The organism is Streptomyces sp. NPDC020780 (genome assembly GCF_044334475.1).
In the GTDB taxonomy this organism is placed as follows: domain Bacteria; phylum Actinomycetota; class Actinomycetes; order Streptomycetales; family Streptomycetaceae; genus Streptomyces.
The window spans coordinates 289,301-310,496 of the sequence record NZ_JBIRTB010000007.1; the positions used below are offsets into that span (position 1 = coordinate 289,301).

At 72.3% G+C, this 21,196-nt stretch carries 19 protein-coding genes and 2 tRNA genes; 17 read left to right on the forward strand and 4 right to left on the reverse strand.

Translation table 11 applies throughout. The features are described 5' to 3' along the window. The first annotated feature begins 139 nt into the window (after positions 1-139). Positions 140-595, forward strand: coding sequence for a TIGR02611 family protein (locus ACH4VO_RS16010; RefSeq protein WP_360986006.1), 456 nt, complete (start codon positions 140-142; stop codon positions 593-595). A gap of 54 nt (positions 596-649) precedes the next feature. Further along, positions 650-721, forward strand: a tRNA-Val gene (locus ACH4VO_RS16015). A gap of 261 nt (positions 722-982) precedes the next feature. Here the strand turns inward: ACH4VO_RS16015 and ACH4VO_RS16020 are convergent. After that, positions 983-3,424 (reverse strand): SCO7613 C-terminal domain-containing membrane protein, encoded by a 2,442-nt coding sequence (locus ACH4VO_RS16020; protein ID WP_360986003.1) that lies wholly within the window; start codon positions 3,422-3,424, stop codon positions 983-985. Positions 3,425-3,517: 93 nt separating this feature from the next. On the opposite strand from ACH4VO_RS16020, the gene ACH4VO_RS16025 reads away from it, so the two are divergent. From ACH4VO_RS16025 to thrS, 3 genes are all read left to right on the forward strand, one after another. Further along, positions 3,518-3,964, forward strand: coding sequence for an SRPBCC family protein (locus ACH4VO_RS16025; RefSeq protein WP_360986000.1), 447 nt, complete (start codon positions 3,518-3,520; stop codon positions 3,962-3,964). Between the two features lie 39 nt (positions 3,965-4,003). Beyond that, positions 4,004-4,075: transfer RNA gene (locus tag ACH4VO_RS16030), tRNA-Val, on the forward strand. Positions 4,076-4,419: 344 nt separating this feature from the next. Then, positions 4,420-6,405, forward strand: coding sequence for a threonine--tRNA ligase (gene thrS, locus ACH4VO_RS16035; protein WP_360985997.1), 1,986 nt, complete (start codon positions 4,420-4,422; stop codon positions 6,403-6,405). Between the two features lie 36 nt (positions 6,406-6,441). Here the strand turns inward: thrS and ACH4VO_RS16040 are convergent, their stop codons facing one another. Further along, complete coding sequence (locus tag ACH4VO_RS16040; RefSeq protein WP_360985994.1) at positions 6,442-7,119, reverse strand: potassium channel family protein; 678 nt, start codon at positions 7,117-7,119, stop codon at positions 6,442-6,444. A 66-nt stretch (positions 7,120-7,185) separates the two neighbouring features. On the opposite strand from ACH4VO_RS16040, the gene ACH4VO_RS16045 reads away from it, so the two are divergent. Next, positions 7,186-7,758: an HIT domain-containing protein gene (locus tag ACH4VO_RS16045; protein WP_360985991.1), complete on the forward strand. Its 573-nt coding sequence runs from the start codon at positions 7,186-7,188 to the stop codon at positions 7,756-7,758. Positions 7,759-7,835: 77 nt separating this feature from the next. On the opposite strand, the gene ACH4VO_RS16050 is transcribed toward ACH4VO_RS16045, so the two are convergent. Continuing rightward, a complete protein-coding gene (locus ACH4VO_RS16050; protein ID WP_360986715.1) occupies positions 7,836-9,506 on the reverse strand; it encodes a hypothetical protein in 1,671 nt (556 codons plus the stop codon). Positions 9,507-9,657: 151 nt separating this feature from the next. Continuing rightward, positions 9,658-11,877, reverse strand: a complete 2,220-nt coding sequence (locus ACH4VO_RS16055; protein WP_360985988.1) for an elongation factor G-like protein EF-G2 — start codon at positions 11,875-11,877, stop codon at positions 9,658-9,660. Positions 11,878-12,165: 288 nt separating this feature from the next. Between ACH4VO_RS16055 and pgsA the strand changes: the two genes are divergently transcribed. From pgsA to yajC, 11 genes are all read left to right on the forward strand, one after another. Next, complete coding sequence (gene pgsA / locus ACH4VO_RS16060) at positions 12,166-12,843, forward strand: phosphatidylinositol phosphate synthase (RefSeq protein WP_360985985.1); 678 nt, start codon at positions 12,166-12,168, stop codon at positions 12,841-12,843. After that, positions 12,840-13,763, forward strand: a complete 924-nt coding sequence (locus tag ACH4VO_RS16065; protein ID WP_360985982.1) for a phosphatidylinositol mannoside acyltransferase — start codon at positions 12,840-12,842, stop codon at positions 13,761-13,763. Before pgsA ends, ACH4VO_RS16065 begins: the two co-directional genes overlap by 4 nt. Continuing rightward, a complete protein-coding gene (locus ACH4VO_RS16070) occupies positions 13,760-14,923 on the forward strand; it encodes a glycosyltransferase family 4 protein (RefSeq protein ID WP_360985979.1) in 1,164 nt (387 codons plus the stop codon). The genes ACH4VO_RS16065 and ACH4VO_RS16070 overlap by 4 nt, the downstream gene beginning before the upstream one ends. 66 nt (positions 14,924-14,989) lie before the next feature. Further along, the gene (locus ACH4VO_RS16075) at positions 14,990-15,535 is read left to right on the forward strand and encodes a hypothetical protein (RefSeq protein WP_360985976.1); all 546 of its coding nucleotides are present in this window, start codon (positions 14,990-14,992) and stop codon (positions 15,533-15,535) included. 163 nt (positions 15,536-15,698) lie between these two features. Beyond that, entirely contained in the window at positions 15,699-16,619 is a 921-nt protein-coding gene (pdxS, locus tag ACH4VO_RS16080) for a pyridoxal 5'-phosphate synthase lyase subunit PdxS (RefSeq protein WP_360985973.1), read from the forward strand. A gap of 6 nt (positions 16,620-16,625) precedes the next feature. After that, a complete protein-coding gene (gene pdxT / locus ACH4VO_RS16085; protein WP_360985970.1) occupies positions 16,626-17,219 on the forward strand; it encodes a pyridoxal 5'-phosphate synthase glutaminase subunit PdxT in 594 nt (197 codons plus the stop codon). Positions 17,220-17,280: 61 nt separating this feature from the next. Further along, complete coding sequence (locus ACH4VO_RS16090) at positions 17,281-18,033, forward strand: YebC/PmpR family DNA-binding transcriptional regulator (protein WP_031084826.1); 753 nt, start codon at positions 17,281-17,283, stop codon at positions 18,031-18,033. A 164-nt stretch (positions 18,034-18,197) separates the two neighbouring features. Beyond that, positions 18,198-18,731 (forward strand): crossover junction endodeoxyribonuclease RuvC, encoded by a 534-nt coding sequence (gene ruvC, locus ACH4VO_RS16095; protein ID WP_360985967.1) that lies wholly within the window; start codon positions 18,198-18,200, stop codon positions 18,729-18,731. Beyond that, positions 18,728-19,354, forward strand: a complete 627-nt coding sequence (ruvA, locus tag ACH4VO_RS16100; RefSeq protein ID WP_360985964.1) for a Holliday junction branch migration protein RuvA — start codon at positions 18,728-18,730, stop codon at positions 19,352-19,354. The genes ruvC and ruvA overlap by 4 nt, the downstream gene beginning before the upstream one ends. Positions 19,355-19,433: 79 nt before the next feature. Further along, complete coding sequence (gene ruvB, locus ACH4VO_RS16105) at positions 19,434-20,519, forward strand: Holliday junction branch migration DNA helicase RuvB (RefSeq protein WP_360985961.1); 1,086 nt, start codon at positions 19,434-19,436, stop codon at positions 20,517-20,519. A 165-nt stretch (positions 20,520-20,684) separates the two neighbouring features. Beyond that, complete coding sequence (yajC, locus tag ACH4VO_RS16110; RefSeq protein WP_360985958.1) at positions 20,685-21,173, forward strand: preprotein translocase subunit YajC; 489 nt, start codon at positions 20,685-20,687, stop codon at positions 21,171-21,173. The last annotated feature ends 23 nt before the right edge of the window (positions 21,174-21,196 follow it).

Sequence of the window (21,196 nt, forward strand, 5' to 3'; positions counted from 1 at the left end):
AAATCGACATGCCACCTACGGTGCCGTTGTAAACCCCTCTGACCTATTTGTGGTGCTTCGGGTGGCTCGTACAGCGGTGTGTAACTTTGGGTCATGCGTCCATTCCGGTGACGAACGCGCTTCCGGTAGGTTGTGCTCCATGAACGCGGAGAGTGACGAGCGGAGCGAGGTCGCCGCACCGGCGGCCCCGGAGTCCGCCACGGGGGACGGGCGGCAGGCGGAACGTGAGCTGGGATCGCGGGCGCCCGCGTTCATCCGGACGTCCAAGGTGCTGCACCTGAGCTGGCAGGTGGGCATCTTCGTCGTGGGTCTCGCCGTGGTCGGGGCAGGCATCGTGATGCTGCCGCTGCCCGGTCCCGGCTGGCTGGTCATCTTCGGCGGCATGGCGATCTGGGCGACCGAGTTCGTCTGGGCGCAGCTCGTCCTGCGGTGGACCAGGCGCAAGGTCACCGAGGCGGCCCAGCGGGCCCTCGACCCCAAGGTCCGGCGGCGCAACATCATCCTCACGACCCTCGGGCTGGTGATCATCGCCGTGCTCGTCGGGATCTACGTCTGGAAGTTCGGGATCACCATGCCGTGGGAGATCGAGCGGTGACCCGGAGACGGTCCGGGAGCGCTGCTGACATGGGGTAATGTGTGCGGTGCGCCGGGGCGATTAGCTCAGTGGGAGAGCGCTTCGTTCACACCGAAGAGGTCACTGGTTCGAACCCAGTATCGCCCACCCCGTACCGATGGCCGGAAGCTTCGCCGAAGCTTCCGGCCATCGGTGTTTACCCGTTCCGTCCATGGTCCCGCTCCCACCGACCGCACCGCTCCGGCCGTCGGATTCCTCGAACGGCCGTTCGGCCCGGGCGGGCTGCGCGGCAGGCCGCTCGCCCTCGCGTCGGCATGCTCGCCCTGATCGCCTCCTCGGCGCGGTCGTACCGGGGACCGCGTGCTTGCCCGCCCCCGCAGGACGCCCAGGGCGGGCCCCCGCGGGTCGTCACCGCATCCGGCCCACGGCGTCCTTCAGCCGGCGCGCGTCACGCAGTCGCTGCTCGTACGTCGCCCCGACCGCGAGCAGCACCAGCCCGGCGAGGGCGGGAGGTGCCCAGCGGGGGAGTGCGTCGAAGACCTGGACCACGTGCGGCGCCAGTTCGTGCAGTCCGTCCAGGGCCAGTACCGAGGCGCCCAGAACCAGCGGCGCCCGCAGGCGGAAGCGGGCGCCGGCCAGCGTGACCGCCAGCGCCGCGACCCCCAGCAGCAGGGGCCGCAGCCAGTGCGCGTCACCCCAGGCCGCGACGAGACTCGGCACCATCGTGACCGAGAGCGCCGGCCCGTACGCCACCCAGGAGGACGCCTCCGCGTCCCGGCGGCGCCGCAGGAACCCCACACCGAACGCGGCCACCGAGACCGGCAGGGTGTACGCCTCCGGGGCCGTCACCCCGAAGGCGCCCAGGCGCACCCACACCGCCGCCACGAACAGCGCCGCCGCCGCGGCCCCCGCCACCCGCCGGCGTTCCTGGCGCAGCGCGCTGCCCGCCGCCAGTACCCCGCACAGCCCCAGCACCAGCGAGAGGTACGGGGCGTCGGACGCGGCCAGCACCACGGCCACCACCGCGCCGCACACCCCTGCGGCCTCCACCGGCACCGCCACGGCGGCGGCCCGCAGCCGCGCACCGAGCACCACTGTCACCGGCACGACCAGCACCAGCGGAGCCGTGCCGGCCGGGTCCAGGCCGAGGGCCGCCCCGGCGGCCACCACCGCAGCCACCGCCCACAGCACCGATCCGCACGCCAGGACAGCCCGCACCACCGGCACCCGCGACCGGACGGCCGCACCGGCGAACAGCGCCACGAGCGCCCCGGACACCGCGAGCGTGGCGGGCTCGGTGGCCAGCGCCAGCAGCCCCGCGCTCACCGACCCGACGACGGCGTACATCAGCCCGGCCTGCCCGACGCCGTCGGCGCCGCGCCGCACGGACACCAGCAGCAGCCCAGCCACCAGCGACAGTTCCCCGCCCACCGCGAGCACGTACGGTACGTCCGCCACGGCGAGCAGCGCGAGGACGGCAGCCCAGAGCAGGCCCAGCGCACCGGCCCCTGCCGCACCCCGCCCCGCAGATTCCGGCGCGAGCGGCGACGCACCCCACCGCAGCCGCCCGGCGTACAGCGCCATGAGCAGAGCGGCCACCACCCCCAGCACCACCGGCGACGCGGCGGATCCCGCACCCGGCACCGGCACTCCGAGCGCGTCCCGGAACCCCTCCGGCGCCCCCGCCCACACCTCGGGCACCAGGGACAGCGGCCCCAGGAGCACGGCGGCCACCACGGGCAGCGCCCACAGCAGCGCGCCCGCCACGACGGCGGCCGACGCGCCCCGTACACCGCGGCCGACCGGCTCCGGGACCCGGAGCCCCGCCACCGCGGTCAGTGCCGCACCGCACAGCAGATACCCCACGACCGACCATCCCCACGGCAGCCCGGCACGCGCCACCCCGCCCACCGCGGCCACCGCGGCCAGACCGGCCACCGCGCCCGCGGCAGACGCCGTCTCCCTCGGGGCGTGCCACGCACCGAGCAGCGCCACCGAGGCGCCCGCCAGCAGCAGGGCGCCCGGGCCGACGGCCGCGGTAGGACCGGCCGCCGTCAGGGACTGCCCCAGCCCGACGCCCAGCGCGGCCAGTCCGGTCACCGACGCCCCGGCGCACGCCGTGACCCGTAGGGCGAACCCCCGTCCCCGCACGGCCACCGCCACGTCCGCGGCGGCCGTCACCAGGAGTGCCCAGCCGAATACCGACGCGGAGGCGTCCGCCGCCCAGGCCCACAGGACCAGCGGCAGCTGCCCCGCCACCACCGCCGTGGGCAGCGGGAGCCGCAGCCGCCCCAGCCACAGCCCGTACGCCGTCCACACCGCGGCGAGTACCGCCGAGGCGACCGCCGAGAACCGGAGCCCGTCCGTGCCGGGTGCCGCCACCGCGTGCAGGGCGTACGCGTCCAGCACCGTCAGCACCACCGCGACCGCGGCCAGCGACTCCGCGGTCGCGGTCAGCCCGCGGCGCAGCAGCAGGGCGGGCGCCACGAGCGCACCCGCCGTCACCGCCGCCAGTACGAGGGAACGGCCGGCGATGCCCATCGCACCCCAGCTGAACAGGGTGAACGCGATCGCGGCGACGGTCAGCAGCAGACCGCCGAGGGCCAGCAGCACGTTCCGCGTCCCCCGCGAGGCTTCGGCGGGCCCGCCCGGCGCGGCGGGGCCCCAGGGGCGCGGTCCGGCGGCGGAGGGAGGGGGAGGCGGGGCGGAGCCCGGAGCCCCGGCCGGTGCCCGCAGTACACCCAGCAGCCAGGCACGACGGTTCAGCAACTGCAGGCGGCGGGCGTCCAGTCGGACCAGTTCGCGGTCGAGGAGCGCCAACTCCTCGGCGGGCGGCGGCAGATGTTCCATGCATGGGAGTGTGGCGCCGCCCACATGCTCGTACATGCGCTCGGGTACTCACTTCCGGTGCTGAGTACGCCCCCCGCACGCCAGACTGGGGCCATGGACTGGAACCACTACCGCTTCACGAGCGTCTGGGAGCTCCCCGCCCCGCCCGACACCGTGTACGCCGTCCTCGAACGCCCCGAGGACTACCCCCGCTGGTGGCCGCAGGTCCGCGGGATCGGCCGGATCGACGACACCACGGCCACGGCGCGCTTCCGCTCCTCGCTCCCCTACGACCTCGTCGTGACGCTCCGGCAGCACCGCGGCGACCCCGCGTCGCGGACCCTCGAAGCCACGATGAGCGGCGACCTGGAGGGCTGGGCCCGCTGGACCGTCGCCCCGCACGAGGGCGGCAGCCGGGTCCTCTACGAGCAGGAGGTCGACGTCCGCAAGGCGCTGCTGCGCCGGCTGGCCGTGCCCGGACGCCTCCTCTTCCGCGTCAACCACACGCTGATGATGCGTGCGGGACGCCGCGGACTGCGGGCGTGGCTCGAAGCGGTTTGAACCCGGGCCGCCGGGCCCTGTATGGTTCAACCCGTTCCCGGGCGATTAGCTCAGTGGGAGAGCGCTTCGTTCACACCGAAGAGGTCACTGGTTCGAAACCAGTATCGCCCACCCGGGAAGAGCCGGTCCGTCAGCACCATCGACGGACCGGCTCTCGCGTGCCCGGGCCCTTTCGCGCCCCTCAGGTCAGGCGGCGGCCGGCAGCTCCGGAGGCGGAACCACGTGCGCGCACCCGCGCCCGCGCCGGGTTGCCGGACCGCCCGCAGCGCGTACGGGGCCGCAGGGCTGAGCCGTTCCAGGCCCGCGGAGTACCTCCGACCCCTCGCGCGCACCGGCCGACTGCGTAGGACGGGGCGGGGGCCGGAATCCTTTTGGCGTCGGGAGGCCCCGGCTCGGTACGATTCGCCTAGCGTACGCACGACGAAGCGGCGCGCCCCCTCAGTCAGGAGAGACCGGTGTCAGACGTCCGTGTGATCATCCAACGCGATTCCGAGCGGGAAGAGCACGTGGTGACGACGGGCACGACGGCCGCCGAGCTCTTCCCCGGGCAGCGCACCGTCGTCGCCGCCCGGGTCGGTGGCGAGCTCCGGGACCTCGCGTACGAGCTCAAGGACGGCGAGGTCGTCGAGCCCGTCGAGATCTCCTCCGAGGACGGTCTGAACATCCTGCGGCACTCCACCGCGCACGTGATGGCGCAGGCCGTGCAGGAGCTGCACCCTGACGCCAAGCTGGGCATCGGCCCGCCGGTCAAGGACGGCTTCTACTACGACTTCGACGTCGAGAAGCCGTTCACGCCCGAGGACCTCAAGGCCATCGAGAAGCGGATGCAGGAGATCCAGAAGCGGGGCCAGAGGTTCTCCCGCCGGGTCGTGACGGACGAGGCGGCCCGTGAGGAGCTCGCCGGCGAGCCGTACAAGCTGGAGCTCATCGGCATCAAGGGCTCCGACTCCGTCGGGAGCGCGGGCGACGGCGCGGACGTCGAGGTGGGCGGCGGCGAGCTGACCATCTACGACAACCTGGACGCCAAGACCGGCGAGCTCTGCTGGAAGGACCTCTGCCGGGGCCCGCACCTGCCCACCACCCGGTTCATCCCCGCGTTCAAGCTGATGCGGAACGCGGCGGCGTACTGGCGGGGCAGCGAGAAGAACCCGATGCTCCAGCGCATCTACGGCACCGCCTGGCCCACCAAGGACGAGCTCAAGGCGCACCTCACGTTCCTGGAGGAGGCCGCCAAGCGCGACCACCGCAAGCTCGGCAACGAGCTGGACCTCTTCTCCTTCCCCGACGAGATCGGCCCCGGCCTCGCCGTCTTCCACCCCAAGGGCGGCGTCATCCGCCGGGCCATGGAGGACTACTCCCGGCGCCGTCACGAGGAGGAGGGCTACGAGTTCGTCTACAGCCCCCACGCCACCAAGGGCAAGCTCTTCGAGAAGTCCGGCCACCTGGACTGGTACGCCGACGGCATGTACCCGCCCATGCAGCTCGACGACGGGGTGGACTACTACCTCAAGCCGATGAACTGCCCGATGCACAACCTGATCTTCGACGCGCGCGGCCGTTCCTACCGCGAACTGCCGCTGCGCCTCTTCGAGTTCGGCACGGTGTACCGGTACGAGAAGTCGGGAGTCGTGCACGGCCTGACCCGCTCGCGCGGTTTCACGCAGGACGACGCGCACATCTACTGCACCCGGGAGCAGATGGCCGAGGAGCTGGACCGGACGCTCACCTTCGTCCTGAACCTGCTCCGCGACTACGGTCTGACCGACTTCTACCTGGAGCTGTCCACCAAGGACCCGGAGAAGTTCGTCGGCTCGGACGAGGCCTGGGACGAGGCCACCGAGACGCTGCGCCAGGTCGCCGAGAAGCAGGGCCTGCCGCTGGTCCCGGACCCGGGCGGCGCCGCCTTCTACGGCCCGAAGATCTCGGTGCAGTGCAAGGACGCGATCGGCCGCACCTGGCAGATGTCGACCGTGCAGCTCGACTTCAACCTGCCCGAGCGCTTCGACCTCGAGTACACCGGCCCGGACGGCACCAAGCAGCGCCCGGTCATGATCCACCGCGCGCTGTTCGGCTCCATCGAGCGCTTCTTCGCGGTGCTGCTGGAGCACTACGCGGGCGCGTTCCCGGTCTGGCTGGCCCCGGTCCAGGCGGTCGGCATCCCGATCGGCGACACCCACATCCCCTACCTCCAGGAGTTCGCCGCCGAGGCGCGCAGGAAGGGGCTGCGGGTCGAGGTGGACGCCTCCTCGGACCGGATGCAGAAGAAGATCCGCAACCACCAGAAGGCCAAGGTCCCCTTCATGATCATCGTCGGCGACGACGACATGAACGCGGGCACCGTGTCCTTCCGCTACCGCGACGGGTCGCAGGAGAACGGCATCGCCCGTGACGAAGCGATCGCCAAGCTCGTCGACGTGGTGGAGCGCCGCGTACAGGTGTGATGCCCGCGCCATGAGGCCGGTGAGGCCCCTGGGGAGCTACCCGCTCCCCGGGGGCCCCTTCTCGTCCTGCCGGGAGAACAGCTGCACCAGCCACGACGAGAACGATCCCGTCACCGCCCCCAGCAGCGCCAGCCCACACGCCATCAGCCCCGCCGCGATAACCCGGCCCAGCGCCGTCACCGGAACCGCGTCGCCGTATCCCACGGTCGTCAGCGTCGCGCAGGCCCACCAGACGGAGTCGCCGAACGTACGGATCGTGGAGTCCGGGGCGCCGCGCTCCTGCTGGTACACGGCCAGCGAGGCGGTGTAGCCCAGCAGGAGCGCGGATGTGCCCGCGTAGGCCATCACCCGGGCGTGCAGGCTGAGCCGGGGCTCCTTCCGGCGCAGCTGGAAACGGGTGTAGAGCTGGACCACCCGCAGCGGGCGCAGCGGCGGCAGGAGGAGGGTGAGGGTGTCCAGCCAGTGGGTGCGGGCGAAGCGCGGCCCTTGGCCGCTGAGGTGGAGCCGGGCGCTGTAGTCCACGACGAACAGGAGCCAGGCGACGGCCACCAGGATGAGGGCGGCGTCGTGCCACGGCCGGGTCGAAAGAGGCATCAGGACGTGGATCGTGTAGCCGGCGAGATAGACGACGGACGCGACGAGGAGCGGCATCTCCGTGCGGCGCTCCCACTCCGCGAGCCGGGGCGGGACGGGGGCGGTGGGGCGGTCGCTCATGGCGCCAGCATCGCCGTGGGCCGGCCGGGTCGCCCCCGGCGACACGCGCGGCGGGAGTGACGCAATATGCTGGCCGGCATGACGAGTGAGCCGGAGCAGCAGATCGGAGTGGGGTCGCCCGACGCGTTCCAGCGCCTGTGGACGCCTCACCGTATGGCGTACATCCAGGGCGAGAACAAGCCCAGCGGACCGGGGTCGGGGGACGGCTGTCCTTTCTGCGTGATCCCGTCGAAGTCGGACGAGGACGGGCTGATCGTCGCGCGGGGCGAGCGGGTCTACGCCGTCCTGAACCTGTACCCGTACAACGGTGGTCACCTGATGGTGGTGCCGTACCGGCACGTCGCCGACTACACGGAGCTGACCCTGCCGGAGACGGCCGAGCTGGCGGACTTCACCAAGCGGGCCATGGTCGCGCTGCGGGCGGCCTCGGGGGCGCACGGGTTCAACATCGGGCTCAACCAGGGTGCGGCGGCCGGCGCGGGTATCGCCGCCCATCTGCACCAGCACGTCGTTCCGCGCTGGGGCGGGGACACGAACTTCATGCCGGTCGTGGGGAACACCAAGGTGCTGCCGCAGTTGCTCGGCGACACCCGGACGATGCTGGCCGGGGTGTGGCCCACCGAGGCGCCGGCGGACTGAGCGGCTCGCGCCGCGGGTCGCCGGACGCGGTCAGGTGGGACGGGGGTGTTCCGGCCGGGAACACCCCCGCAGGCGTGTCACGCGTCGTAGACGTCGGCCTTCTTCGGCGCGGGGTCCTGGATCGCGCCGCTGAGGACCATGGAGCGGTTGTCGAAGCGTTCGGTGTCGACGCCGTGCTCCTTGAGGACCCGCATCGCCGCCGAGTGCACGACGCGCAGGACGGGGGTGGCCGCCCGCATGGCGTCGTCGGCCATGAAGCGGTGGCCCCAGGGCTTGGCGGCCCAGGCGTGGCGCAGTCCGAAGGGCTCCGGCAGGACGATCTTGCCGCCGAGGTAGTCCAGCAGCGGCGGATACCAGGTGAAGGGCGCGCGCAGGGCGAGCCTGACGACCTCGTTCGCCTTGACGAGGGGCAGGGTGATGGTCCGGGTCTCCCAGAACCGGACGGCCTTCTTGACGGTCTTCGTCTCGGCGGCCGGCTTGGTGAGGAACAGCGAGTGGACGGGGCCCAGGGCGTGGCCCGTGACCTCGATGCGCAGGGTCTCGTGGAGCACGGTGACGGTGATCAGCATGGTGATCACCAACTGGCCGTCCCAGAGGGTGAACTGGACGCCGAGGTAGTGCCGGTCGCCGCTGCCGAACTGCTGGTGGTTGCAGATGCGCTGTATCTCGTGGGGTTTGATCTGGAAGGTGGCGACGTCCTCGCCCTCGGGGCGGGTGACGGAGTCGGCGTTCTCGCCGATGGGGGAGACGATCCAGTGCTTGACCGACGGGGTGGGGAAGCCGCCGGTGTTCAGGGGGCCGCGTTCGAGCATCTTCAGCTGGTCGTGGATGGCCCGGACGACGTCCCAGCTGCGGAACTGGTGGATCTCCTTGGCCGGGTCCGCGGGGGTGAGTTCCTCGGCGAGCTGCCAGCTGCCCCAGCGGGTGCCCATGCCGAGGATGCCCTTGGGTCCCGCGTAGAACACGGCGTTGGACTGCTGCTCCGCGGAGAGCTTCTCCAGGCCCTGGCGCAGCGCCTCGCGGGCGGTCTCGCTGGGGTTCTTCGGTACGGCCTCGGGGATCTTGGCGCTCACGGCGGCGCCGGACAGCAGCCCCTCCCAGCGGGCCCGCATGTCCTTGGCCGAGGCCTCGGCGATGCGCTTGGCGAGCACCCAGCCGATGAGGGGGGCGATCGCCATGAGGCGGAGGTAGAGGGCGAGGAAGCCGGTGAGGGGCATGGCGATGAGGGCCACGGCGGCGGCGGCGCCGAGCACGAGGAGCAGGATGCCGCCGAGCGCCTGGAACGCCTTGTCCTTGGACTTGTTGAGCGAGTCGCGCAGCCTGAACGCGAGGACCCAGAAGAGCAGCCCGGGGAGGAAGGCGAAGCCGAAGACGGCGGTGACCAGGGTCAGCCGGGTGTCACGTGCCTTGCGCAGCCGGGTCGCGGACAGGCAGTGCTCGACGACGGTCTGGGGGTCGGTGCCGAAGGACTGGATGAGTGCCTTGCGGGCGCCGCCGAGCATGCGCTCCTGAACGGCCCGTGAGAAGGCCTCGCCCAGATTCGGCTTGAAGTAGTCGGACTTGAAGAGCTTGGAATCGCCCGTCTTCACCTCGGACTTGTGCCACTCGCTGTTGGCCTTGAGGATCTCCGTCACATCGCTGTCACGGTACGCGGCGGAGGCGAGGGCGTTGGTCGCCACCGCCTGCCCGGCCGAGCCCTGGAGCGGGATCTGAGCTCCGGGAGAGAAATCGAATCCGTCGTTGGCCACTGCCGCCCCCACTCGCCGCACGGTCTGCTCCTGCGGCCCTTCCCAACTACGGTACGTCGCACACCTTCTGAGCTGGGCCCACAGCGTAGCGTCCGGAACGTGCCGCCGCCCGCGGACCTGACCGGATGCGGGCGGCAGGCACCATATCCGGTCAGCCGGCGGTGTTCTCCCGCGTTTCGCGCAGGCGTTCGGCGAGGGGTGCGGGCATGGCCTCGTGCCGGGCGTACGCCCGGTCGAACCGGCCGGTGCCGTGCGTCAGTGAGCGCAGGTCGACGGCGTACCTGCCGATCTCCATCTCCGGTACCTCGGCGCGTACGAGGGTGCGTTCCCCGGGCGCCTGTTCGGTGCCGACCACCCGGCCCCGCCGTCCCGCGAAGTCGCTCATGACCGCCCCCACGTAGTCGTCGGGGACCAGTACCCGTACGTCCGCGACGGGTTCGAGGAGCCGGATCCGGGTGCCGACCGCCGCCTCGCGCAGAGCCAGCGCGCCCGCCGTCTGGAAGGCGGCGTCGGAGGAGTCCACGGCGTGCGACTTGCCGTCGAGCAGCGTGACGCGCACGTCGACGAGCGGGTGGCCCGTCGCCAGCCCGCGGGCCGCCTGGGCGCGCACGCCCTTCTCGACGGAGGGGACGAACTGCCGGGGCACCGAACCGCCGACCACCTTGTCCACGAATTCGACACCCGTACCGGGTGGCAGCGGCTCCACCTCGATCTCGCAGACGGCGTACTGGCCGTGGCCGCCGGACTGCTTGACGTGTCGGCCGCGGCCGACGGTCCGGGAGGCGAAGGTCTCCCGCAGGGGGACCCGGTGGGGCACGGCGTCCACCTGCACGCCGTACCGGCTGCGCAGGCGCTCCAGTGCCACCTCCGCGTGTGCCTCCCCCATGCACCACAGGACCACCTGATGCGTGTCCTCGTTCTGCTCCAGCCGCAGGGTGGGGTCCTCGGCGACCAGCCGGGCCAGCCCCTGGGAGAGCTTGTCCTCGTCCGCCTTGCCGTGCGCGCGCACGGCAAGCGGCAGCAAGGGGTCCGGCGTCGTCCACGGTTCCACCAGCAGGGGGTCGCCGGGGTCCGACAGGGTGTCCCCGGTCTCCGCCTCCCCGAGCTTCGACACGCACGCCAGGTCACCGGCCGCACAGTGGTCCAGAGGGTGCTGCTGCCGGCCGAAGGGGGCGAGGAGCGCGCCGGCGCGCACATCGGAGTCGTGGCGGGCGCGCGTCCCGTGCCCCGGGTCGGTGAGGCCGTGGCCGCACACGTGGACGGGGTCGTCGGGGCGCAGCGTGCCGGAGAAGACGCGGACGAGGGAGACCCGCCCGACGTAGGGGTCGGACGACGTCTGCACGACCTCGGCGACCAATGGCCCTCCGGGGTCGCAGACCGGGGCGGGGCGCGGGGAACCGCCGGGGGTGGTGACGGCGGGCGGGGTCCGCTCCAGGGGGGAGGGGAAGCCCCGGGTGATCAGCTCCAGCAGCTCGACCGTGCCGACGCCCTGACGGGCCCCGTCGGCGGCCGGGGCGGCCGTGAGGACGGGGTGGAAGGAGCCGCGTGCGACGGCACGTTCCAGGTCGTCCACGAGTGTTGCGACGTCGACGGTCCCGCCACCGAGGTAGCGGTCCATCAGGGTCTCGTCCTCGCTCTCGGCGATGATCCCCTCGATCAGCCGGTCGCGGGCCTGAGAGAGCGGCTCGCGCCGGTCCCCGTCGGGGGCCGTCTCGCGGCGCTCCCCGCAGGAGTAGTCGAGGACCTGCCGGGTGAGCAGTCCGGTGAGCCCGGTGAGCGGGGCGTGCCCGTCCGGGCCCTCCGGCCCCTGTACGGGCAGGTAGAGCGGGAGCACGGCGTCGGGGTCCTCGCCGCCGAAGATCCGGCCGCAGACCCGGGTCATCTCGTCGAACGACGTGCGCGCGGTGTCCAGGTGGGTGACGACGATGGCGCGTGGCATGCCCACGGCCGCGCACTCCTCCCAGACGGCGCGGGCGGTGGCCGCCACGGCGTCGGCCTCCTGCGCCGCCGACACGACGAAGAGGGCCGCGTCCGCCGCCCGCAGACCGGCCCTGAGTTCCCCGACGAAGTCCGCGTAACCCGGGGTGTCCAGCAGATTGATCTTGTAGCCGTCCCATGCGACGGGGACGAGCGAGAGCTGCACGGAGCGGTGGCGGCGCCGCTCGATGTCGTCGTGGTCCGAGACGGTCGCCCCGTCCTCGACCCGGCCCGCCCGGTTGAGCGCTCCGGCCGTCAGCGCGAGTGCTTCGACGAGGGTGGTCTTGCCGGAGCCGCTGTGGCCGACCAGCGCCACGTTCCGTACGGACGCGGGCCCGTCGGCCGTCACCGCCCTGCCGGCGGCTCCGGTGTGCGTGTGTGTCCTGTCGCCCATGATGCGTGCCTCCCGGTGGGTGGCGCGGTGCGGAGGGCACCGTCGCGGAGGGGGGAGAAGCCGCACGGGCGAGGGGAGCCGTCCCGGCGGCTTCGGCGACGCCCGCGGTACTTCGAGCTTTCCACCGACTCCGTGCCGCGTCCATACGGGCCGGGGCCCGGCGGGTCCCCGGAGGCCGGGAGATCCGCCGGGACGGGGTGCCCCGCCGTGGGCCGGCCCGGCTCGTGACTACGATGGGCCCGCCGGTGGCCGAAGGGGCCGCACGGCCCGCCGAACCTCGGGAAGGCCATGCTGAACAAGTACGCGCGTGCATTTTTCACGCGTGTCCTCACACCGTTCGCCGCTCTGCTGCTCCGCCTCGGGGTCAGCCCCGACGCGGTCACGCTCGTCGGCACGGCCGGAGTGATGGCGGGTGCACTGGTCTTCTTCCCGATGGGGGAGTTCTTCTGGGGCACCATCGTCATCACCGCCTTCGTCTTCTCGGACCTCGTCGACGGCAACATGGCCCGCCAGGCGGGGATCTCCAGCCGGTGGGGCGCGTTCCTCGACTCGACGCTGGACCGGGTCGCGGACGGGGCGATCTTCGCCGGGTTCGCGCTCTGGTACGCGGGCAGCGGTGACGACAACACGCTGTGCGCGGTCGCGATCTTCTGTCTGGCCAGCGGCCAGGTGGTCTCGTACACGAAGGCACGCGGCGAGTCGATCGGCCTGCCGGTCGCGGTGAACGGACTGGTGGAACGCGCCGAGCGGCTGGTGATCTCCCTGGTCGCGGCCGGGCTCGCCGGGCTCCACGCCTTCGGCGTACCGGGCATCCAGGTACTGCTGCCGATCGCGCTGTGGATCGTCGCCGCGGGCAGCCTGGTCACCCTGGTCCAGCGGGTGGTGACCGTGCGCAGGGAGTCGGCCGAGGCCGACGCCGCGGCCAGGAGCGGAACCCCGGAGCAGGGGAGCGAGGCCGCGCGGTGAGCGGCACGGGACCCGACCTGAAGGGGCGGCTGACCGACGGGCTCTACGGGCTCGGCTGGGGCGCCGTCAAGAAGCTCCCCGAGCCGGTGGCCGCCGCGCTCTTCCGCACCCTGGCCGACCAGGTGTGGAAGCGGCGGGGGAAGTCCGTCCTGCGCCTGGAGTCCAACCTCGCCCGGGTGGTGCCCGGAGCGGACGCGGCCCGCCTGGCCGAACTGTCCAGGGCGGGCATGCGCTCGTACATGCGCTACTGGATGGAGTCCTTCCGGCTGCCCACCTGGAGCGACCGGCGGATCAAGGACAGCATCCACGTCCGCGACGCCCACCGGCTCACGGAGGGGCTGGACGCCGGGCGCGGGGTCGTCCTCGCGCTGCCGCACCTGGGCAACTGGGACCTGGCGGGCGCCTGGGTCACCACGGACCTCAAGGTGCCGTTCACGACCGTCGCCGAGCGGCTCGACCCGGAGAGCCTCTACGACCGGTTCGTGGCCTACCGCCAGGGCCTCGGCATGGAGGTGCTGCCGCACAGCGGCGGAGCCGCCTTCGGCACCCTGGCGCGGCGGCTGCGCTCCGGCGGGCTGGTCTGCCTGGTCGCCGACCGCGACCTGTCGGCCTCCGGCGTCGAGGTCAGCTTCTTCGGCGACACCGCGCGGATGCCCGCGGGACCGGCCCTGCTGGCCCAGCAGACCGGGGCGCTGCTGCTGCCCGTCACCCTCTGGTACGACGGCACGCCCGTGATGCAGGCCCGCGTCCATCCGCCGGTCGCCGAGCCGGAGACGGGCACCCGCGCCGAGAAGACGTCCTCCATGACACAGGCGCTGGCCGACGCCTTCGCCACCGGGATCGCCGAGCATCCGGAGGACTGGCACATGCTGCAGCGGCTCTGGCTCTCCGATCTGGAACCCCGGGAAGGGACCTCGTGAAGATCGGCATCGTCTGCCCGTACTCCTGGGACGTCCCGGGCGGCGTGCAGTTCCACATCCGCGACCTGGCCGACCACCTGATCCGCCAGGGCCACCACGTCTCCGTGCTGGCCCCCGCCGACGACGAGACGCCCCTGCCCCCGTTCGTCGTGTCGGCGGGCCGTGCCGTGCCCGTCCCGTACAACGGCTCCGTGGCCCGCCTGAACTTCGGCTTCCTGTCCGCTGCACGGGTACGGCGCTGGCTGCACGACGGCACCTTCGACGTCATCCACATCCACGAGCCGACCTCGCCGTCGCTGGGACTGCTCACCTGCTGGGCGGCGCAGGGGCCGATCGTCGCCACCTTCCACACCTCCAACCCACGCTCCCGGGCCATGATCGCGGCCTACCCGATCCTCCAGCCGGCCCTGGAGAAGATCAGTGCGCGCATCGCGGTCAGCGAGTACGCGCGCCGCACCCTGGTCGAGCACCTCGGCGGGGACGCCGTGGTCATCCCCAACGGGGTGGACGTCGGCTTCTTCGCCCGGGCCGAACCGAAGGCCGAGTGGCAGGGCGGCACGCTCGGGTTCATCGGGCGCATCGACGAACCGCGCAAGGGGCTGCCCGTCCTGATGAAGGCGCTCCCCGCGATCCTCGCCGCCCGCCCGGAGACCCGGCTGCTCGTCGCGGGCCGCGGTGACGAGGAGGAGGCGGTCGCCTCGCTCCCGGAGGCGATACGCGGACGGGTCGAGTTCCTGGGCATGGTGAGCGACGAGGACAAGGCACGGCTGCTGCGCAGCGTCGACGTGTACGTCGCGCCGAACACCGGTGGCGAGAGCTTCGGCATCATCCTGGTCGAGGCGCTGTCGGCGGGCGCGCCCGTCCTCGCCAGCGACCTGGACGCGTTCGCGCAGGTGCTCGGCCAGGGTGCCGCCGGAGACCTCTTCGCCAACGAGGACGCGCAGGCGCTGGCCTCGGCGGCGATCCGGCTGCTCGCCGACCCGGAGCGGCGGGCGGGGCTGCGGGAGCGCGGCAGCGCGCACGTACGCCGCTTCGACTGGTCGACCGTGGGGGCGGACATCCTCGCGGTGTACGAGACGGTGACGGACGGGGCGGCGGCCGTGGACACGGACGAGCGCACGGGACTGCGCGCACGGTTCGGGCTGGCCGCCCGGGACTGAGGGGCTCCGGCGGCGGGCCGGGTGGGGCCGTGCGACCGCCCCGGACACCGCCGGTAGCCTCGGGCCGTGATCGAAACCCTCATCTGGATCGCCGTCGCGCTCTTCGCGGTCGGCCTGTACCTCAGCTGGACCGCCGGGCGGCTCGACCGGCTTCACTCCCGTATGGACGCGGCCCGCGCGGCCCTGGACGCCCAGTTGCTGCGCCGGGCCTCGGTCACCCAGGAACTGGCCACCTCCGGTGTCCTGGACCCCGCGGCGTCGATCGTGCTGTACGAGTCGGCGCACGCGGCCCGGCAGGCCGAGGAGGAGCAGCGCGAGGTCGCCGAGAGCGAGCTGAGCGCCGCCCTGCGGGCCGTGTTCGGCGAGACGGTGCAGGTCGAGGCGGTGAAGGAGGTCCCCGGCGGGCAGGAGGCCGCGCGGGAGCTGGCCGCCGCCGTGCGCCGCGTACCCATGGCACGGCGCTTCCACAACGACGCGGTGCGGGCCGCCCGGGCCCTGCGTACCCACCGCACGGTGCGGCTCTTCCGGCTCGCCGGGCACGCGCCCTTCCCGCTGGCGTTCGAGATGGACGACGAGCCGCCGGTCGCCCTCGCGGACCGGCCCGGCACCTGAGGCACGCTCGGCGCGTGGAGGGCCGCAGCGGGCTCGGCGCAGGGAGAGGACCGCATCGGGCGAAAACGGTCCACGGGGTGCCCATTGGCCCTTGCAGTGGACTGGTCGCGGGGCGTTTGCTCAGAGCAGCAGTCAGCCCTTTCATCCCCAGTGAGGTCGATCCGTGTCCACGCTTCCCCGTACCCCGCAGTCCCCCGAGACCCCGGCCACCGGCACCGCCCGCGTCAAGCGCGGAATGGCCGAGCAGCTCAAGGGCGGCGTGATCATGGACGTCGTCAACGCCGAGCAGGCGAAGATCGCCGAGGACGCGGGCGCCGTGGCCGTCATGGCCCTGGAGCGGGTCCCGGCCGACATCCGCAAGGACGGCGGCGTGGCCCGGATGTCCGACCCCAACATGATCGAGGAGATCATCGAGGCCGTCTCCATCCCCGTCATGGCCAAGTCCCGCATCGGCCACTTCGTCGAGGCCCAGGTACTGCAGTCGCTCGGTGTCGACTACATCGACGAGTCCGAGGTCCTCACCCCGGCCGACGAGGTCAACCACAGCGACAAGTTCGCCTTCACCACGCCGTTCGTCTGCGGTGCCACCAACCTGGGCGAGGCGCTGCGCCGCATCGCCGAGGGTGCCGCGATGATCCGCTCGAAGGGCGAGGCCGGCACCGGCAACGTCGTCGAGGCGGTCCGCCACCTGCGCCAGATCAAGAACGAGATCGCCCGGCTGCGCGGCTACGACAACAACGAGCTGTACGCCGCGGCCAAGGACCTCCGTGCCCCCTACGAGCTGGTCAAGGAGGTCGCCGAGCTGGGCAAGCTGCCCGTCGTCCTGTTCTCGGCCGGTGGCGTCGCCACGCCGGCGGACGCGGCCCTGATGCGCCAGCTCGGCGCCGAGGGCGTCTTCGTGGGGTCCGGCATCTTCAAGTCCGGCGACCCCGCCAAGCGCGCCGCCGCCATCGTCAAGGCCACCACCTTCTACGACGACCCGAAGATCATCGCGGACGCCTCGCGCAACCTCGGTGAGGCCATGGTCGGCATCAACTGCGACACGCTGCCCGAGGCCGAGCGCTACGCCAACCGCGGCTGGTAAGCACCGATGACCGACACCCCTGTCATCGGCGTCCTGGCGCTCCAGGGCGACGTACGGGAACATCTGATCGCCCTGGCCTCGGCGGACGCCCTGGCCAGGCCGGTCCGGCGTCCCGAGGAGCTCGCCGAGGTCGACGGACTGGTCATACCCGGCGGCGAGTCCACCACGATGTCCAAGCTGGCCGTCCTCTTCGGCATGATGGAACCGCTGCGCGAGAGGGTCGCCGCCGGCCTGCCGGTCTACGGCACCTGTGCGGGGATGATCCTGCTCGCCGACAAGATCCTGGACCCGCGTTCGGGCCAGGAGACCGTCGGCGGCATCGACATGATCGTGCGGCGTAACGCCTTCGGGCGGCAGAACGAGTCCTTCGAGGCGGCCGTCGACGTCGACGGCGTACCCGGCGGACCCGTCGAGGGCGTCTTCATCCGGGCGCCCTGGGTGGAGTCCGTCGGCGCCCGGGCGGAGGTCCTCGCGGTGCACGGCGGCCATATCGTGGCCGTACGCCAGGCAAACGTCCTGGCGACGTCGTTCCACCCGGAACTGACCGGGGACCACCGCGTGCACGCCTTCTTCACCGACATGGTGCGCGCCGTGGGCTGATCCGATCCCGGTAGGATCTCTCGGGTTCGGATCGATTTTGGTGACGCGAAGGAGAAGGCAGATGTCCGGCCACTCTAAATGGGCTACGACGAAGCACAAGAAGGCCGTGATCGACGCCAAGCGCGGCAAGCTCTTCGCGAAGATGATCAAGAACATCGAGGTCGCGGCCCGCACGGGCGGCGCCGACGTGTCCGGTAACCCGACCCTTTTCGACGCCATTCAGAAGGCCAAGAAGAGCTCGGTCCCGAACAAGAACATCGACTCGGCGGTCAAGCGCGGCGCCGGCCTCGAGGCCGGTGGCGCCGACTACGAGACGATCATGTACGAGGGCTACGGCCCGAACGGCGTCGCGGTGCTCATCGAGTGCCTCACCGACAACCGCAACCGTGCCGCGTCCGACGTCCGTGTCGCCATGACCCGCAACGGCGGCTCCATGGCGGACCCGGGCTCGGTCTCGTACCTGTTCAACCGCAAGGGCGTCGTGATCGTCCCCAAGGGTGAGCTGTCCGAGGACGACGTGCTCGGAGCGGTGCTCGACGCGGGCGCCGAGGAGGTCAACGACCTCGGCGACACCTTCGAGGTGCTCAGCGAGGCCACCGACATGGTCGCGGTCCGCACCGCGCTGCAGGAGGCCGGCATCGACTACGACTCGGCCGAGGCCAACTTCGTCCCGACCATGCAGGTCGAGCTCGACGAAGAGGGCGCGCGCAAGATCTTCAAGCTGATCGACGCGCTGGAGGACAGCGACGACGTGCAGAACGTCTTCGCCAACTTCGACGTCTCCGACGAGGTCATGGAGAAGGTCGACGCCTGAGAGCCTGTCGGGTGACCGCTCGGTCAGAGGTCGCCCGGCAGGCGCTGAGGGCGGCGGCCACCCTGCCACGGGCCGACGGGACACACCCCGTCGGCCCGTCGTCCTGTCAGTGGCAGCCGATAGCCTGCGGGAACAGATGACCGAGCGGCGGAGGGGGCTCCTTCATGCGGGTGCTGGGCGTGGACCCGGGGCTGACCCGGTGCGGTGTCGGGGTGGTCGACGGGGTCGCCGGCCGGCCGCTGACGATGGCCGGCGTCGGCGTGGTGCGCACCCCGGCGGACGCGGAGCTCGGCCACCGGCTGGTCGCCATCGAACAGGGCATCGAGCAGTGGCTCGACGAGTACCGTCCCCAGTTCGTGGCCGTGGAGCGCGTGTTCAGCCAGCACAACGTCCGTACGGTGATGGGCACCGCCCAGGCCAGCGCCGTCGCCATGCTGTGCGCGTCCCGCCGGGGCATCCCCGTGGCCCTGCACACCCCCAGCGAGGTCAAGGCCGCCGTCACGGGATCGGGCCGCGCGGACAAGGCGCAGGTCGGGGCCATGGTGACCAGGCTGCTGCGGCTCGACGCGCCTCCCAAGCCCGCCGACGCCGCCGACGCGCTCGCCCTCGCCATCTGCCACATCTGGCGCGCACCCGCGCAGAACCGACTGCAGCAGGCCGTCGCCGCCCACCGCACGCTGAAAGGCCGTACCGCATGATCGCCTTCGTCTCCGGCCCGGTGGCCGCCCTCACCCCCTCGACAGCCGTGGTCGAGGTCGGCGGCATCGGCATGGCCGTCCAGTGCGCGCCCGGCACGCTCGCCGGCCTGCGCATCGGCCAGGAGGCCAGGCTGGCCACCTCCCTCGTCGTCCGGGAGGACTCCCTCACGCTGTACGGCTTCGCCGACGACGACGAACGGCAGGTCTTCGAACTTCTCCAGACCGCCAGCGGCGTCGGCCCGCGGCTCGCCCAGGCCATGCTCGCCACCCACAGCCCGGACGCCCTGCGCACCGCCGTCGCCACCGGCGACGAGAAGGCGCTCACCGCCGTGTCCGGGATCGGGAAGAAGGGCGCCCAGAAGCTCCTGCTGGAGCTGAAGGACCGGCTCGGCGAGCCGGTCGGGGCACCCGTCGGACGGCAGGGTGCGGGCACCGCCGTCAGCTCCTCCTGGCGCGACCAGCTGCAGGCCGCCCTGATCGGCCTGGGCTACGCCGCCCGCGAGGCCGACGACGCCGTGACGGCCGTGGCTCCGCAGGCCGAGGCAGCGATCGCCGGGGGCGGCCAGGCCCCTGTGCCCCAGCTGCTGCGGGCCGCCCTGCAGACGCTCAACCGCGCACGCTGACCGCAGGGGCGCCGACGCCCCGCAGGCCGGCCGGGACACCGCACGGCCCGGCACCGAACCACCCGAGGCGGAACTGACGATGAACTGGGACGAGACCGGGCCCGACACCGGCGAGATGACGGACGAGCGGCCGGAGGACCGGCTGGTCGCCGCCGGAGCGGACGGCGAGGACACCGCGGTCGAGGCCGCTCTGCGCCCGAAGGATCTCGACGAGTTCGTCGGCCAGGAGAAGGTGCGCGAACAGCTCGATCTGGTCCTCAAGGCCGCCCGGGCCCGCGGTGCCACGGCCGACCACGTGCTGCTCTCCGGCGCCCCCGGTCTCGGCAAGACCACCCTCTCCATGATCATCGCAGCCGAGATGAACGCCCCGATCCGGATCACCTCCGGCCCCGCCATCCAGCACGCCGGCGACCTCGCGGCGATCCTCTCCTCCCTCCAGGAGGGCGAGGTCCTCTTCCTCGACGAGATCCACCGCATGTCCAGGCCCGCGGAGGAGATGCTCTACATGGCGATGGAGGACTTCCGCGTCGACGTCATCGTCGGCAAGGGCCCCGGCGCCACGGCCATCCCGCTCGAGCTGCCGCCCTTCACCCTCGTCGGCGCCACCACCCGGGCAGGACTCCTGCCGCCGCCCCTGCGCGACCGCTTCGGCTTCACCGGCCACATGGAGTTCTACGAGCCGACGGAACTGGAGCGCGTCATCCACCGCTCCGCCGGCCTCCTGGACGTAGCCATAGACACGGCGGGGGCCGCGGAGATCGCCGGACGCTCCCGCGGCACGCCCCGCATCGCCAACCGGCTGCTGCGCCGCGTCCGGGACTACGCCCAGGTCAAGGCCGAGGGGCGGATCGACCGCGACATCGCCGCCGCCGCCCTGCGGGTCTACGAGGTCGACGCCCGCGGCCTCGACCGGCTGGACCGCGCCGTGCTCGGCGTCCTGCTGAAACTCTTCGGCGGCGGGCCCGTCGGGCTGTCCACCCTCGCGGTCGCGGTGGGGGAGGAGCGCGAGACGGTCGAGGAGGTCGCCGAGCCCTTCCTCGTACGCGAGGGGCTGCTCGCCAGGACCCCGCGCGGCCGGGTCGCCACACCCGCCGCATGGGCCCACCTCGGACTCGTACCGCCGCAGCACGGCGCAAAGGGACAACAGGGCCTGTTCGGGGCGTGATGCGTCACAGGTTTCCGCAGGGGGGAACCACGGTGCCATGCTGGGCGTTGTTCCAATGATGCGGACTCGCTTAGACTCCGCCGATGCCGCCCGTACAGGGTCGGTGTACCCACCCCCGTAGACAAGGCCGCCTCGCAGCGCGGTCGTGCGAAGGAAGTCCGTCCCGTGAGTCTCGTGACCCTCCTCCCCTTCATCGTGCTCATCGGGGCCATGTTCCTGATGACCCGGTCCGCCAAGAAGAAGCAGCAGGCGGCTGCGCAGATGCGCAACGACATGCAGCCCGGTACCGGCGTCCGGACGATCGGGGGCATGTACGCCACCGTCAAGGAGATCCTGGACGACACGGTCCTCCTCGAGGTCGCGCCCGGCGTCCACGCCGTCTACGCGAAGAACGCCATCGGCGCCGTCCTGGACGACGCGGAGTACAACCGCATCGTCCACGGTGACGACGACGACCTGAAGGTCGACGGCGCCGTCGTTCCGGACGACGCCTCCTCGCTCACCGCCGGACAGGCGGACACGGAGGACGAGGCGACCGGCGCGAAGGCGGACCTGACCAAGAAGGCCGACGGCGCCACCGCCGGGCCGAAGGACTCCGACGAGGACTCCGAGCTCAAGGACGCCAAGGCCGACGGCGAGGGCGACGCGAAGTAGCTCCACGATTCCGGGACGCCGGA

What these genes read in the sequence shown, in the direction of transcription:
- ACH4VO_RS16010 (WP_360986006.1), top strand. Translation starts at nt 140, where the DNA reads ATGAACGCGGAGAGTGACGAGCGGAGCGAGGTCGCCGCACCGGCGGCC.
- ACH4VO_RS16020 (WP_360986003.1), bottom strand. Translation starts at nt 3,424, where the DNA reads ATGGAACATCTGCCGCCGCCCGCCGAGGAGTTGGCGCTCCTCGACCGC.
- ACH4VO_RS16025 (WP_360986000.1), top strand. Translation starts at nt 3,518, where the DNA reads ATGGACTGGAACCACTACCGCTTCACGAGCGTCTGGGAGCTCCCCGCC.
- ACH4VO_RS16040 (WP_360985994.1), bottom strand. Translation starts at nt 7,119, where the DNA reads ATGAGCGACCGCCCCACCGCCCCCGTCCCGCCCCGGCTCGCGGAGTGG.
- ACH4VO_RS16045 (WP_360985991.1), top strand. Translation starts at nt 7,186, where the DNA reads ATGCTGGCCGGCATGACGAGTGAGCCGGAGCAGCAGATCGGAGTGGGG.
- ACH4VO_RS16055 (WP_360985988.1), bottom strand. Translation starts at nt 11,877, where the DNA reads ATGGGCGACAGGACACACACGCACACCGGAGCCGCCGGCAGGGCGGTG.
- pgsA (WP_360985985.1), top strand. Translation starts at nt 12,166, where the DNA reads ATGCTGAACAAGTACGCGCGTGCATTTTTCACGCGTGTCCTCACACCG.
- pdxT (WP_360985970.1), top strand. Translation starts at nt 16,626, where the DNA reads ATGACCGACACCCCTGTCATCGGCGTCCTGGCGCTCCAGGGCGACGTA.
- ACH4VO_RS16090 (WP_031084826.1), top strand. Translation starts at nt 17,281, where the DNA reads ATGTCCGGCCACTCTAAATGGGCTACGACGAAGCACAAGAAGGCCGTG.
- ruvC (WP_360985967.1), top strand. Translation starts at nt 18,198, where the DNA reads ATGCGGGTGCTGGGCGTGGACCCGGGGCTGACCCGGTGCGGTGTCGGG.
- ruvA (WP_360985964.1), top strand. Translation starts at nt 18,728, where the DNA reads ATGATCGCCTTCGTCTCCGGCCCGGTGGCCGCCCTCACCCCCTCGACA.
- ruvB (WP_360985961.1), top strand. Translation starts at nt 19,434, where the DNA reads ATGAACTGGGACGAGACCGGGCCCGACACCGGCGAGATGACGGACGAG.